Below are 14,294 nucleotides of genomic sequence, written 5' to 3' on the forward strand. Positions count from 1 at the left end.
AAGAAGTCATCGACCCTTGTAGGAGCGGCCTTGCGTCGCGAAAGGGTCGCAAGGCGGCCCCGGCGATATTTGCTGCGCCACAGAACCTGGGGCCGCTGCGCGCCCCTTTCGCGACGCAAGGCCGCTCCTACAAGGGAGTGCGTGGTGTTTGGTTAGCCCGGGTCGCGGAAATCGGGGTGGAAGTTGGCCGGCACCGCCACGCTGACGCTGTCTCGCGTGGCGATATCGATGCCTTCACTGGCCACCTCGGCAAGGAAGTCGATCTGCTCGGGCGTGATCACGTACGGCGGCAGGAAGTACACCACGCTGCCCAGCGGGCGCAGCAAGGCGCCACGGGTCAGGGCGTGCTCGAAGACCTTCAAGCCACGGCGTTCCTGCCAGGGGTAGGCGACCTTGCCAGCCTTGTCCTGGACCATCTCGATGGCCAGGGCCATGCCGGTCTGGCGGATCTCGGCCACATGCGGATGATCGGCCAGGTGCGCGGTGGCCGTGGCCATGCGTGCGGCCAGGGGCTTGTTGGCCTCGATCACGTTGTCTTGCTCGAAGATATCCAGCGTCGCCAGTGCGGCGGCGCAAGCCAGCGGGTTGCCGGTGTAGCTGTGCGAGTGGAGGAACGCGCGTAGCGTCGGGTAGTCGTCGTAGAAGGCCTGGTACACGGTGTCGGTGGTCAGGCACGCCGCCAGCGGCAGGTAGCCCCCGGTCAGCGCCTTGGACAGGCACAGGAAATCAGGACGGATACCGGCCTGTTCGCAGGCGAACATCGTCCCGGTGCGGCCGAAGCCCACGGCGATTTCGTCGTGGATCAAGTGCACGCCGTAGCGGTCACAGGCTTCGCGCAGCAGCTTGAGGTAGATCGGGTGGTACATGCGCATGCCGCCCGCGCCCTGGATCAGCGGCTCGATGATGACCGCGCTGATGCTGGCGTGGTGTTCGGCCAGGGTCTGCTCCATGGCCTGGAACAGGTTGCGCGAGTGTTCTTCCCAGCTCATGCCTTCGGGGCGCAGGTAGCAATCCGGGCTGGGCACCTTGATGGTATCGAGCAGCAGCGCCTTGTAGGTTTCGGTAAACAGCGGCACGTCGCCCACCGACATCGCGGCAATGGTTTCGCCGTGGTAGCTGTTGGTGAGGGTGACGAAGCGCTTCTTCTCGGGTTTGCCAATGTTCTGCCAGTAATGGAAGCTCATCTTCAGCGCGACTTCGATGCAGGACGAGCCGTTATCGGCGTAGAACACCCGGTCCAGCCCCGCCGGGGTCATGGCGACCAGGCGTTCGGACAGCTCGATCACCGGCTGGTGGCTGAAACCGGCCAGGATCACGTGTTCCAGCTGGTCGACCTGGTCCTTGATGCGCTGGTTGATGCGTGGGTTGGCATGGCCGAACACGTTGACCCACCAACTACTCACGGCGTCCAGGTAGCGCTTGCCTTCGAAGTCTTCCAGCCACACGCCTTCACCGCGCTTGATCGGGATCAGCGGCAACTGCTCGTGGTCTTTCATCTGGGTGCAGGGGTGCCACAGGACCTTGAGGTCACGTTGCATCCACTGATCGTTGAGGCCCATGGGTACTTCTCCTGGCTGCACTGCTGGCTTGGACCGCGTAAGCCTAAGCAAAGCTGCCGGGCAGGACAACCGCTGCTCATCAATGACGTTGGGTGCCGGTCCATTCGAGCTTGCGAATATGTACGGTGCCGGCCTGGGAAGTGGAAATGGTCAGGCGCCGGAAAGGCCCGTCGATGACCTGGTGATAGGGTTGTGTGGCGATGGGGCCGGGCATCAGGTCGGTAAAGCCGCTGCCTTCGATAGTGAGCCAGTAGAAGTTGCGTGGCGCGGGAGCGGCCAGGTCGTAATTGTGGTCTTCGGCATCGAACAGCATGTGCAGGTCGTCGCACAGGAAGTCGCTGACCACGTAGTACTCCAGTCGCAAGCATTCGACCTCTTGGGCGAAGGTAATCTCCACATCGCTGTTTTCGCCAATTACCAGTTCCGTGCCATCGTCGCCCCTGAACGCTTCGTGAAAGCCCGTCCAGGATGTGCTGTTGGCGCGAATACTCAGGCCAGATGCCGTGCACAAGGTTTGTTTGTGCCAGAGAAATTGCCGTGCGACGTGAGTGAAACACTCCTCGAAGATCATCTGCAGGCCCTCCTGGCGGGCGTTTGGCCATTCGCGTCAGCATCGCCTGCCGTGGTGCGAGCTGGCTACTGACAAAAATGTCAGTTGCCAAAAGGACTTGATGTCGCTGTGGTGGCAGGGTTGGCAGACCTGACGTATTCTTAACGCATCTGTCTCGGGGCATTTCTGCCTCCCTCTTTTTCTGAAACGTCTGACTCGGAGTTCGCCAACATGGCTGCTGCTTGGGTGCGCCTGTGCGCGTTGGTATTGATCGGTGTGTCCAGCGGCGCCGCGCTGGCGAAGGACAAAACGCCCACGGCCATCGTCGTGGGTGGCGGCCTGGCGGGCCTTACTGCAGCCTACGAGCTACAGAGCAAGGGCTGGCAGGTGACGCTGCTGGAGGCCAAGTCGGGCATGGGCGGCCGCTCGGGCCTGGCGACCAGCGAGTGGATCGGCAATGCCAAGGCGCAGCCGGTGCTCAACCAGTACCTCGACCGTTTCAAGCTTGAAACACTGCCTGCGCCGGAGTTCGTGCGCACGCCGGGTTACCTGATCGACGGTGAATACTTCAGTGCCACCGACCTGGCCACCAAGCAGCCCGCCACCGCCGAGGCGCTCAAGCGCTATGAGAAAACCCTCGATGACCTGGCCCGGTCGATCGACGACCCGCTGAACCCCCAGGCGACCAGCACACTGTTCGCCCTCGACCAGATCAACGTTTCCACCTGGCTCGACAAGCTGCAACTGCCAGCCACCGCGCGTCAGCTGGTCAACCAGCAGATCCGTAGCCGCTACGATGAGCCGTCACGCCTGTCGCTGCTGTACTTCGCCCAGCAGAATCGCGTGTATCGGGGTGTCAGTGACCGTGACCTGCGCGCCGCGCGCCTGCCCGGTGGCAGCCCGGTACTGGCTCAGGCTTTTGTCAAACAGCTGAAGACCATCAAGACCAGCTCGCCGGTCACCGCCATCGTCCAGGACAAGGACGGCGTCACGGTCAAGGTGGGCAGCGTGGGCTACCAGGCCGATTACCTGGTCATGGCTGTGCCCCTGCGCGCCCTGGCCAAGATCCAGATGACCCCGGGCCTGGACAACCAGCACCTGGCGGCGATCAAGGGCACCAACTATGGCTGGCGCGACCAGCTGATGCTCAAGTTCAAGAAGCCGGTGTGGGAAAGCCGGGCGCGCATGTCTGGCGAAATCTTCAGCAACGCCGGCCTGGGCATGCTGTGGATCGAACCGGCACTCAAAGGCGGCGCCAACGTGGTGATCAACCTGTCCGGCGACAACGCCCGCCTGCTGCAGGCGTTCGGTGACAAGCAGATGGTCGACCAGGTGTTGATCCGCCTGCACGCGTTTTATCCACAGGCCCGTGGCTCGTTCACCGGCTACGAGGTCAAGCGCTACAGCACCGACGCCGGTATGGGCGGCGCCTACCTGGCCTATGGCCCGGGGCAGATCAGCAAGTACTGGCGCCTGTGGGAGCGCCCGGTGCAGCGCATCACCTTTGCCGGCGAGCATACCGACGCCCTCTACCCTGGCACCCTGGAAGGCGCTCTGCGCAGCGGCCAACGTGCGGCCAGCCAGGCACAGGACTTGTTGGCCGGCAAGTCATTCGACCCCGCCAAGGCTGTGCCGGTTGCGGCCGCAGCCGCAGCAGGTGCTGCTGCGGCCAAGGACAAGGGCGGGTTCTTCTCGAACATGTTCGGTGGCGGGTCCGGCAAGACCGACAAGGCTGAAAAAGCCCCCGCCAAGGCCGAGCCGCTGAAAGATGAGGCCAAGCAGGACAAGCCAGGGTTCTTCTCGCGCCTGTTTGGCGGGGCTGACAAGCCCGAGGTGAAAGCCGAGCCGCTTGCCAAGGCCGACGAAGTGGCACCGGCGCCTGCTGCGCCAACCCCCGTTGCACCGGCAGTTGAGGCCAAGCAAGAGGCGGCCAAGCCTGCTGCCGCCAAGCCCGCCGCAACCAAGGCAACCCCTGCCAAGCATGCGCCAGCACACAAGCCGGCGGCAAAACAGGCGCACAAGCCTGTCGAGGCTAAAAAGGCCACGGCAAAATCGGCGCCGGCCAAGAAGCCAGTGGCCGATACCCAGGCCAAGGCAGGCTGACCTCCTCCCAGTGCCGGCTTAAGGGCCGGCACTGGCGCCCCGCGCTAATCCAACTATCGTTAATGTTTCCTTAATGGGAAGCTTTCACAATAAATATCGGATTTCTCGATAATCCGAAGCAATTTTTTCCGCTTTTATTCGATACGTTACGCGTTAGTCTGTGCACAGCTTTCACGGGGAAACACGCCAACATGCAACTGCGCAATTCACCTTCTCGCTACGGCGTGGTCAGCATCATCCTGCACTGGGGTGTAGCGCTGGCAGTCTTTGGCCTGTTCGGCCTGGGGCTGTGGATGGTCGGTCTGGACTACTACGACCCTTGGCGCAAATCTGGCCCAGACCTGCACAAAAGCATCGGTCTGATGCTGCTCGCGGTGATGCTGCTGCGTGTCGTCTGGCGTTTCATCAGCCCGCCACCGCCGGCGCCGGCCAACCACGGGGCACTCACCCGCGTGGCCGCCAAGCTGGGCCATCTGGCACTGTATGTGGGGCTGTTCGCGGTGATGATCGCCGGTTACCTGATATCCACCGCCGACGGCGTCGGTATTCCGGTATTCGGGCTGTTCGAAGTACCGGCACTGGTCAGTGACCTGCCCGATCAGGCGGACCTGGCTGGCGTGATTCATCTTTGGCTGGCCTGGGGCCTGGTGGTTTTTGCCGTGCTTCATGGCCTGGCAGCATTGAAACACCACTTCATTGACCGTGACGCGACCCTGACCCGTATGCTGGGCCGCAAAGCTTGACCCTCAACCTCAATTGCAAGGAATAGAAAGGATGTTGAAAAAGACTTTTGCCGCTCTGGCGCTCGGTACTGCGCTGTTCTCCGCTGGCGCCATGGCCGCCGAGTACAAGATCGACAAGGAAGGCCAGCACGCGTTCGTCGACTGGAAGATCAGCCACCTGGGCTACAGCTTCATCCACGGTACCTTCAAGGACTTCGACGGCAACTTCACTTGGGACAGCGCCAAGCCTGAGGCGAGCAAGATCAGCGTCGACCTGAAGACTGCCAGCCTGTGGTCCAACCACGCCGAGCGTGACAAGCACATCGCCAGCAAAGACTTCCTGGATGTGAAGAAATATCCAGACGCCAAGTTCGTTTCCACTGCCGTCAAATCGACCGGTGACAAAACGGCTGACGTGACCGGTGACCTGACCCTGCATGGCGTGACCAAGCCGGTCACCTTCAAGGCCACGTTCAACGGTGAAGGCAAGGACCCATGGGGCGGCGAGCGTGCTGGCTTCAACGCCACCACGACGCTGAACCTGAATGACTTCGGTATCAAAGGGCCAGGCGCGACTTCGCAGACCTTGGACCTGGATATCAGTGTTGAAGGCGTGAAGCAGAAGTAATGTGTTGTAGCTGAAAAAAGCTGGGGCCGCTGTGCGGCCCTTTCGCGACACGAGGCCGCTCCTACACAGAGCGGCCTTTTGCCGTGAAAGGGCCGCGCAGCGGCCCCAGCTTTTTACGATCAGCGGTTACGGGTGAGCAGCGCCGGGCGCTCGCCACGTGGGCGGCTTGGCAGATCGTCCAGTTGCTCAGGCGTCGGGTAACGGTCGAGCTTGGATTCCTTGCGGATGATCACCGGCTGGTTCTGCGGCTCACGCGAGCTGCGCACTGCAGGTTCCTGACGGGCAGCATCATCGCGAGCCGGGCGACCACGGCCACCGCCACCGCCATCACGGCGTGCACCGCCACCGTTTTTGTTGCGCGGCGGGCGCTTCTCGCCGCTGGTGCTGCGTGGCTGGCCGCCATTGCGAGCCTGGCCACCGGCACCGGCACCGGCACCGCCACCGTTGCTGCGCTGGGCAGCACCTTGGCCTTGGCTCTGGCTCGCACCAGTACCAGCGCCACCACCAGGACGACGGTTACGCCCCTGGTTCTTGCCCTGGTACGGGCTGACGTAGTCGGCGCGGTTACCGAAGTTGTCGACTTCGTCATCCAGGAACTCATCCGGCGCGCGGTCAGATGGCGCTTTGGGCGTGCTGTTCTGGCTGGCTTGCTGCTGGCGTGGCTTGTTGTCACGCGGCTTGCGCTGCTGCGGCTTGTCGCCGGACCTTTCCTTCTCGGCAGGCTTGTCGGCAGCGGGCTGCTTGGCCTTGCCTTTATCCTTGCCTTTGTCCTTGCGGCCGCCGTTGGCGTCTTTGCCGCCTTCGCCGCGTGGCTGGTTGCGACCACCACGGCCGGTGTTCTGCGGGCGTTCGCGTACTTCAGGCTTCTCGGCTTCCACCTGGCTTGCATCAAAGCCCATCAGGTCGCCATCGGCAATCTTCTGCTTGGTGACCCGCTCGATGCTCTTGAGCAGCTTCTCTTCGTCTGGCGAGACCAGGGAAATAGCCTCACCCGAACGGCCTGCACGGCCCGTACGGCCGATACGGTGCACGTAATCTTCTTCGACATTGGGCAGCTCGAAGTTGACCACGTGGGGCAACTGATCGATGTCCAGGCCGCGGGCGGCGATGTCGGTGGCAACCAGAACCCGTACGGCATTGGCCTTGAAGTCGGCCAGGGCTTTGGTGCGGGCGTTCTGGCTCTTGTTGCCGTGGATGGCGGCGGCGGTCAGGCCGTGCTTTTCCAGGTACTCGGCCAGGCGGTTGGCGCCGTGCTTGGTACGGGTGAACACCAGTACCTGTTCCCAGGCACCCTGGGTGATCAGGTGTGCCAGCAGTGCACGCTTGTGGCTGGCGGGCAGGCGGTAGATGCGCTGCTCGATGCGTTCGACCGTGGTGTTGGGCGGCGTGACCTCGATGCGCTCCGGGTTGTGCAGGAGCTTGTCGGCCAGGTCGGTGATGTCTTTGGAGAAGGTGGCCGAGAACAGCAGGTTCTGGCGCTTGGCCGGCAGGCGCGCAAGGACCTTCTTGACGTCGTGGATGAAGCCCATGTCGAGCATGCGGTCGGCTTCATCGAGGACCAGAATTTCTACATGGGACAGGTCAACCTTGCCTTGACCGGCCAGGTCGAGCAGGCGACCAGGGCACGCCACCAGGACGTCGACACCCTTGGCGATGGCCTGGATCTGCGGGTTCATGCCGACACCGCCGAAGATGCAGGCGCTGACCAGTGGCAGGTCACGGGCATAGACCTTGAAGCTGTCATGCACCTGGGCCGCCAGTTCGCGGGTCGGGGTCAGGACCAGTACGCGGGGCTGGCGTGGGCCATGGCGCTGCGACTTGTCGGGGTGGCCACCGGGGAACAGGCGCTCAAGGATCGGCAAGGCAAAGCCGCCGGTTTTACCAGTACCTGTCTGTGCGGCGACCATCAGATCGCGGCCTTGCAACACGGCGGGAACAGCCCGCTGTTGCACCGGAGTCGGCTGGGTGTAGCCCGCAGCCTCGATAGCGCGGACAAGAGCCTCGGAGAGACCGAGGGAAGCAAAGGACATGGGCGATCCTGTTCTCGTGTGGGCTGGGCCCGTTGGGATGTTCTGCCTGGCGCGACGGGCATCGGTGAGATGCGATCGCGTCCGGTCCAGCTTGGCTTTCACTGCACATCCAGGAAGCGGAGGGCTGACGCGGTGGGGCGTCGATGCCGATCGGGATGTCTGTTGCTAGGCCGAGCGTCCGGGCGTAAGCCTGGCGGGAAGGCCCGAGTATAACAGAGCTATCGCGGCGTGCTGCTTTCCTGCTGCTCAACGGCGTTGAGAATGTTTCCGATGTCGCCTGTGTAGCGGTTGTTGATGGCGGCATAGGCGGGTTCTTGCTTGAAGCGCTGCAATTCTTCGGCGAACGCCTGGGCCAACGCTTCTCGCCCAGGTTTACGGGTCAGCCCGAGGTACTGCGTCTGTCGGCTGATCAGCAGTGGCAGTTCCTCGACCTGCTGTTCCAGGCCCAGTTGACGCATCAGGTAGCGGCCAACCCTGCGGTCGGTAATCAGTAGATCGATGCGGCCAAGCACCAACTTGCCGAGGTTGGCTTCATGGGTGGGGGCTGCTTCACGTCGGAAACGGGACGAGCCGTTGAAGGCCGCGCCGTAGGTATAGCCGGGCGATGTGCCTACGCTGAGGCCGGCGAGGTCATTCAGGCTGGTCACTGTGTGCCGACGGCTGCGGGCCTGGAACAGCACGAACTCGACATCCGACATGGGCTCCGACGGGTAGATCAGAAAAGGCCTGCGCGCGTCGATCTGAAAGATATCGACAATACCGTCCGCCAGCCCTTGCTCGATCATCGCCAGGCAGCGCTTCCAGGGTAGAAACTGCCATTCCACCTCCACGCCCAGGCGCTTGAAGACCTGGGTGGTGACCTCGTAATCGATGCCTCGGGGCTGGCCGTTCTGCTGGTAGACATACGGCGCCCAGTCGTCGGACACCAGGCGCAGGCGTTCGGCCTGGGCCAACGGGCTCAGGCAGGCGAGCAGCAGGATCCAGAACAGGCGGGTGATGGCGGGCATGGCCCGCAGATTACGCGCTCGGCCTGCTCAAGGCCAGTGAAGAGCAGGCTGTTCAGGCCTGCTTCGAGCACAGCAGGTGCGCTTCGATATCCTTGCGCCGCGCCCCCAGCGACAGGCGCAAGCCCGGGTGGCGCAGGCACTGGCGCAACTGCTCGGGCTCGATGCGGCCGTGGCGCGTATTGAAGTTTTCCAGGGCTTTGTCCCACCAGGCCGATGCACAGGCGCGGTCGAATTCATTGGGGTAGGGGTAGCTGCCGTAGAGCAATTCGCGGGCAAACTGCCGCTCGTGGCGGGGCAGGGTCAGGCTCAGTGCCTTGTAACCCAAACGGTGCAGGGTTGGCGGCCGTGGCAGTTGATCGTTGACCCGCGCGACATCGGCCAGCGCCGCCTCGCAAAGCGGCTCATCGCCGTGCTTGCGTAGCCAGGCCTGGATCTTGGCGCGAAACTGGGCTTTGCGGCTCCAGTAATGGTGAATGACGTCGGTGCATTCGGCCACTTTCAGCGTGCGGTAGGCCGCCACCGCCAGGCAGAACTCCTCCAGGGTGTAGGCCTCGCGGGCCAGCGGGTAGAACTCGTCCATCATGGCGATGGAGTGGTCCAGGGTCGGCGCGTCTTCGGCGCTGAGCCCGATCACGCCAGAGTTGATCAGCGGCATCTGGCAATCGGCCAGGCCCCGGTCCTGGAGAACAGCCAGCAGGTTCTTGTACAACAGACACTTCTGGTTGGCGCCGTAGCGGCCACCGATGGCGTTGCACAGCAGTTGGCCGGGCTTGACGCGCTCGAACAGGCGCATCGGCGAGTGCCGGAAGAAGGTGTCGGTATCGATCAGTATGGCCAGTGGGTGCTGCTCGAGTACCTGACGGAGCAGCACGTGCTTGCTGCGAAAGTGATAACCGTGGGGCGCATTCCACGCTGTGCGGGTGGCTTCGTCGAGCAGATGCACCGTGACCGGCAGCTTGGCATACGGCGCTGGGTTGTCGGTGTAGACCTGGATGTCCAGGGCCTCGCCTGCCGACCGGCCCAGGTGGGCAAGGGCACTGACGATGCTGAAGCAGGCTTCCTGATGGTAGGTGGCCGGGCCGAAAGCCAGGTAGACGAGCTGAGGGCGCGATGGCTGGGGATGCTGCATGTCAGGCAAGACCTGTTTAACCCGAAAATAAATAAGGCCTTAGTCTATGACCAAAGCCTTAATCATTTCTTAAACAGATATTGCCAAGACGTTTCAGCGGGGCAGCTTCAGGTTGTTCCAGATCGCGAGGCTCGCTTCGGCCTGGTTCAACGTATAGAAGTGCAGGCCCGGTGCGCCGCCTTGCAGCAGCTGTTCGCACATGCGGGTGATCACTTCTTCGCCGAATGCCTGGATGCTGGCGGTGTCGTCGGCATAGGCTTCGAGCTGCTTGCGGATCCAGCGCGGGATCTCGGCGCCACAGGCGTCGGAGAAGCGTGCCAGCTTGCTGTAGTTGGTGATCGGCATGATGCCGGGCACCACCGGGATCTCGACGCCCAGTTTCTGCGCACGCTCGACAAAGTAGAAATAGCTGTCGGCGTTGAAGAAGTACTGGGTGATGGCGCTGTCGGCACCGGCTTTGACCTTGTGCACGAAGTTGGCAAGGTCGATCTCGAAGTTGCGCGCCTGCGGGTGCATTTCGGGGTAGGCGGCCACTTCCAGGTGGAAGTGATCACCGGTTTCCTGGCGGATGAACTCGACCAGGTCGCTGGCGTAGCGCAGCTCGCCGCTGGCCATGCCCATGCCCGAGGGCAGGTCGCCGCGCAGGGCGACGATACGCTTGATGCCCGCTGCCTGATATTCGGCCAGCAGGCTGCGCAGCTCTTCTTTGCTATCGCCAACGCACGACAGGTGCGGTGCGGCAGGTACCTTCACTTCGCTTTCCAGCTGCAGCACGGTGTTCAGCGTGCGGTCGCGGGTAGAGCCGCCGGCACCGTAGGTGCAGGAGAAGAAGTCCGGGTTGTAGGTGGCCAGCTGGCGGGCAACGCCCATCAGCTTTTCGTGACCGGCATCGGTCTTGGTCGGGAAGAATTCGAAGCTGTAGCGGCGTTCTTGTGACATCACTCTTTCCTCAAGCAGCAAGCTGCTAGCGGCAAGCTGCAAGTAAAAGCCAGATCGGTGATGGCCGATCTGGCTTGGCATCGTTCAAGATCGTTAGTGCATGAACCACAAGCGACAGCGGCACGGGGCGCCTTTTCTTGCCGCTTGCAGCTTCAAGCTTGCCGCTTATCAGTAGCGGTAGGCGTGCGGCTTGAACGGGCCTTCGACAGTCACACCGATGTACTCGGCTTGCTGCACGGTCAGTTTGGTGACGACGCCGCCGAAGCCGCGGACCATTTCCAGGGCCACTTCTTCGTCGAGCTTCTTGGGCAGCACTTCAACGGTCAGGCGCTCGGCTTTCTTCTCGGCCGACAGGTCGGCGTACTTCTGCTCGAACAGGAAGATCTGGGCCAGCACCTGGTTGGCGAACGAACCGTCCATGATGCGGCTTGGGTGACCGGTGGCGTTACCCAGGTTCACCAGACGGCCTTCGGCCAGCAGGATCAGGTAGTCGTCGTTTTGCGGGTCGAAATCGCCAGCGCCGGTACGGTGGATCTTGTGTACCTGCGGCTTGACCTCTTCCCAGGCCCAGTGCTTGCGCATGAAGGCGGTGTCGATCTCGTTGTCGAAGTGGCCGATGTTGCACACTACGGCGCGCTTTTTCAGGGCCTTGAGCATGTTGGCGTCGCAGACGTTGACGTTACCGGTGGTGGTGACGATCAGGTCGATCTTGCCCAGCAGGGCCTTGTCGATGCTGGCTTCGCTGCCATCGTTGATGCCGTCGATGAACGGCGAGACCAGCTCGAAGCCGTCCATGCACGCCTGCATGGCGCAGATCGGGTCGACTTCGGTGACCTTGACGATCATGCCTTCCTGACGCAGGGACTGGGCCGAGCCCTTGCCCACGTCACCGTAGCCGATCACCAGGGCTTGCTTGCCCGACAGCAGGTGGTCGGTGCCGCGCTTGATGGCGTCGTTCAAGCTGTGACGGCAGCCGTACTTGTTGTCGTTCTTGCTCTTGGTGACCGAGTCGTTGACGTTGATCGCCGGGACTTTCAGCTCGCCCTTGGCCAGCATGTCCAGCAGGCGGTGCACGCCGGTGGTGGTTTCTTCGGTCACGCCGTGGACGCGGTCCAGCACGGCCGGGTATTTCTTGTGCAGCAGCTCGGTCAGGTCGCCGCCGTCGTCGAGGATCATGTTGGCGTCCCATGGCTGGCCATCCTTGAGGATGGTCTGCTCCAGGCACCACTCGTACTCTTCCTCGGTTTCACCTTTCCAGGCGAACACAGGGATACCGGCGGCGGCGATGGAGGCAGCGGCCTGGTCCTGGGTGGAGAAGATGTTGCAGGACGACCAGCGCACCTCGGCACCCAGGGCAACCAGGGTTTCGATCAGCACGGCGGTCTGAATGGTCATGTGGATGCAGCCCAGGATCTTCGCGCCCTTGAGCGGTTGCTCGGCGAGATACTTGCGGCGCAGGCCCATCAGTGCAGGCATTTCCGATTCGGCGATGATGGTTTCGCGACGGCCCCAGGCGGCCAGGGAGATGTCAGCGACTTTGAAATCGGTAAAACCAGCAGGCGTGTTTACAGCGCTCATGAGAGCCTCCATTCGTAGTGTGCGAATGGGCGCCGTTGTGCGTTGAGCGTCCGCAGAAGCGGACAACGCCCCATCCGAGCCTGACAGGCCTAGCCTGCTGCAGCGCCCCTCGGACAGGTGGCGGGCATGGCCCCGCGGCGGGTGGCCATGTAAAACGGCACAGATTATAGCCGTGACCGGGACCTTCGCCCAAGGTTTTCTGTCGATTAATCGAGACGATAGTCGATGTTCAATGGAGCGGTGACGGCCGCTCTGCCATCATGAGTACACGTTAGCCAAGCAGGTCAGGAGTACAGATGAACTTTCACACCCGCAAATGGGTAAAACCCGAAGACCTCAACCCCAATGGCACCCTGTTCGGTGGCAGCCTGTTGCGCTGGATCGACGAGGAGGCGGCCATCTACGCCATCGTCCAGCTGGGCAACCAGCGTGTGGTGACCAAGTACATGTCGGAGATCAACTTCGTCAGTGCTTCGCGCCAGGGCGACATCATCGAGCTGGGTATTACCGCAACCGAGTTCGGCCGTACCTCGATCACCCTCAAGTGCGAGGTGCGTAACAAGATCACCCGCAAGAGCATCCTGACGGTCGACAAGATGGTCTTCGTCAACCTCGGTGAAGATGGCCAGCCGGCGGCGCATGGGCGGACCGAGATCAAGTACGTGCAGGACCAGTTCCCGGATTCTGCGGTGGAGTGAAAACCAGGGGGCCGCAAAGCGGCCCCGTTGTTTTTCAGGGTTGGGCGCTGACCTTGCGCACCACGCGGCCAATGCTCAGCCCCTGCACCAGGATCGACGACAGCACCACGATGTAGGTGATCGACAGCAGCAGGTCGCGCTCTTCGCCCAGCGGCAGCGACAGCGCCAGGGCCACCGAAACCCCACCGCGCAGACCACCCCAGGTCAGCACCCGCACAGTGCCTTTGGGGACCGGGCGCCAGCGCCGCAGCAGCACGATTGCCGGGGCCACGGTCAACAGCCGCGACAGCAGTACCGCCAACGCCAGCACGCTACCGGCCGCCAGGTGCATCCAGTTGAACGGCAGCAGCAGAAGCTCCAGGCCGATCAGCGCGAACAGCAAGGCGTTGAGCATGTCATCGATCAACTCCCAGAAACCGTCCATGTAGCGACGGGTCATGTCGTTCATCGCCAGGTTGCGCCCCATGTTGCCGATGATCAGGCCGGCCACCACCATGGCGATCGGCGCCGAGACGTGCAGCTCGTAGCACATCGCCGAGCCACCGATGACCAGCGCCAGGGTCAGCATGACCTCGACCTGGTACTGCTCGATGCTCTTGATCATGCGGTAGGTGGCGTAGCCGATCAGCCCACCGAACACCACGCCGCCAATGGCCTCGCGGGCGAACAGCACCGCCGTGTCGTAGACGCTGGGGGTTTCGCCCAGCTGGATGATGCCCAGCAGCACAGTGAACACCACGACTGCGGTGCCATCGTTGAACAGCGATTCGCCGACGATGGTGGTTTTCAGTGGCTTGGATGCATTGGCGGTACGCAATGCGCCGAGCACGGCAATCGGGTCGGTGGGCGAAATCAGCGCGCCGAACAGCAGGCAATAGATCAGCGGCACCTCCCAGCCGAACATCGCGAACACCCAATGCGACAGGTAGCCGATGACCACGGTTGCGATCAGCACACCGATGGTGGCCAGCAGGCCGATCGGCCAGCGATAGCTGCGCAGGTCCGAGAGGTTGACGTGCAAGGCGCCGGCGAACAGCAGGAACGCCAGCATCCAGTGCATCAGCAAATCGTTGAAGTCGATCTGGTTCATCAGGCCTTCGACGCGTTCTTCCAGGCCAGGGAAGCCGATCAGGCTCAGGCCCTGCAGCATCAGGGAGAACAATAACGCGGTGACCATCACGCCAATGGCGGGTGGCAGGCCGATGAAGCGGTAGTTGACGTAGGTGAGGAGGGTGGTGAGGCAGATAAACGCGGCAACTAATTCAAGCATCCCGAATCCTGTGACAGTGGCTTCCAAGTCGTACCCGAATGGCTCGGGCAGTTCTTTGATGACCTGGCGAGGGGTTCGGGA

Annotated in this window: 12 protein-coding genes and 1 riboswitch; of the genes, 4 read left to right on the plus strand and 8 right to left on the minus strand. The window is 62.5% G+C overall.

What is annotated here, in order from left to right; all coding sequences use genetic code 11:
• Positions 1-152: 152 nt before the first annotated feature.
• Both DJ563_RS23050 and DJ563_RS23055 read right to left on the minus strand, forming a co-directional pair.
• Positions 153-1,559 carry an adenosylmethionine--8-amino-7-oxononanoate transaminase gene (locus DJ563_RS23050; protein WP_274097397.1) on the minus strand — a complete coding sequence of 469 codons (1,407 nt, stop codon included), beginning with the start codon at positions 1,557-1,559 and terminating at the stop codon, positions 153-155.
• A 79-nt stretch (positions 1,560-1,638) separates the two neighbouring features.
• Entirely contained in the window at positions 1,639-2,130 is a 492-nt protein-coding gene (locus tag DJ563_RS23055) for a hypothetical protein (protein WP_434518390.1), read from the minus strand.
• A 210-nt stretch (positions 2,131-2,340) separates the two neighbouring features.
• Here DJ563_RS23055 and DJ563_RS23060 point away from each other — a divergent pair, with 210 nt between their 5' ends.
• The 3 genes from DJ563_RS23060 to DJ563_RS23070 all read left to right on the plus strand — a co-directional run bounded on the left by DJ563_RS23060 (position 2,341) and on the right by DJ563_RS23070 (position 5,562).
• Complete coding sequence (locus DJ563_RS23060; RefSeq protein ID WP_274097395.1) at positions 2,341-4,212, plus strand: flavin monoamine oxidase family protein; 1,872 nt, start codon at positions 2,341-2,343, stop codon at positions 4,210-4,212.
• Between the two features lie 191 nt (positions 4,213-4,403).
• Positions 4,404-4,955: a cytochrome b gene (locus tag DJ563_RS23065; RefSeq protein ID WP_274097394.1), complete on the plus strand. Its 552-nt coding sequence runs from the start codon at positions 4,404-4,406 to the stop codon at positions 4,953-4,955.
• 31 nt (positions 4,956-4,986) lie between these two features.
• Positions 4,987-5,562 carry a YceI family protein gene (locus DJ563_RS23070; RefSeq protein ID WP_434518391.1) on the plus strand — a complete coding sequence of 192 codons (576 nt, stop codon included), beginning with the start codon at positions 4,987-4,989 and terminating at the stop codon, positions 5,560-5,562.
• 119 nt (positions 5,563-5,681) lie between these two features.
• On the opposite strand, the gene DJ563_RS23075 is transcribed toward DJ563_RS23070, so the two are convergent.
• From DJ563_RS23075 to ahcY, 5 genes are all read right to left on the minus strand, one after another.
• Positions 5,682-7,592, minus strand: a complete 1,911-nt coding sequence (locus DJ563_RS23075; protein ID WP_434518392.1) for a DEAD/DEAH box helicase — start codon at positions 7,590-7,592, stop codon at positions 5,682-5,684.
• A gap of 218 nt (positions 7,593-7,810) precedes the next feature.
• Positions 7,811-8,599: a substrate-binding periplasmic protein gene (locus DJ563_RS23080; protein ID WP_434518393.1), complete on the minus strand. Its 789-nt coding sequence runs from the start codon at positions 8,597-8,599 to the stop codon at positions 7,811-7,813.
• A 52-nt stretch (positions 8,600-8,651) separates the two neighbouring features.
• On the minus strand, positions 8,652-9,728 hold the full coding sequence (locus DJ563_RS23085; RefSeq protein WP_274097389.1) for a hypothetical protein: 1,077 nt from the start codon (positions 9,726-9,728) through the stop codon (positions 8,652-8,654).
• 93 nt (positions 9,729-9,821) lie between these two features.
• Positions 9,822-10,667: a methylenetetrahydrofolate reductase [NAD(P)H] gene (gene metF / locus DJ563_RS23090; protein ID WP_186652837.1), complete on the minus strand. Its 846-nt coding sequence runs from the start codon at positions 10,665-10,667 to the stop codon at positions 9,822-9,824.
• A gap of 168 nt (positions 10,668-10,835) precedes the next feature.
• Positions 10,836-12,245, minus strand: a complete 1,410-nt coding sequence (gene ahcY / locus DJ563_RS23095; RefSeq protein ID WP_434518394.1) for an adenosylhomocysteinase — start codon at positions 12,243-12,245, stop codon at positions 10,836-10,838.
• 20 nt (positions 12,246-12,265) lie between these two features.
• A riboswitch (S-adenosyl-L-homocysteine riboswitch) is annotated at positions 12,266-12,362 on the minus strand.
• A gap of 179 nt (positions 12,363-12,541) precedes the next feature.
• On the opposite strand from ahcY, the gene DJ563_RS23100 reads away from it, so the two are divergent.
• On the plus strand, positions 12,542-12,943 hold the full coding sequence (locus tag DJ563_RS23100) for an acyl-CoA thioesterase (RefSeq protein ID WP_012312432.1): 402 nt from the start codon (positions 12,542-12,544) through the stop codon (positions 12,941-12,943).
• Positions 12,944-12,977: 34 nt separating this feature from the next.
• Here the strand turns inward: DJ563_RS23100 and DJ563_RS23105 are convergent, their stop codons facing one another.
• The gene (locus tag DJ563_RS23105; protein ID WP_274097388.1) at positions 12,978-14,213 is read right to left on the minus strand and encodes a cation:proton antiporter; all 1,236 of its coding nucleotides are present in this window, start codon (positions 14,211-14,213) and stop codon (positions 12,978-12,980) included.
• Positions 14,214-14,294: the final 81 nt, after the last annotated feature.

Source organism: Pseudomonas sp. NFX1, from assembly GCF_051123555.1.
Lineage (GTDB): Bacteria > Pseudomonadota > Gammaproteobacteria > Pseudomonadales > Pseudomonadaceae > Aquipseudomonas > Aquipseudomonas capeferrum.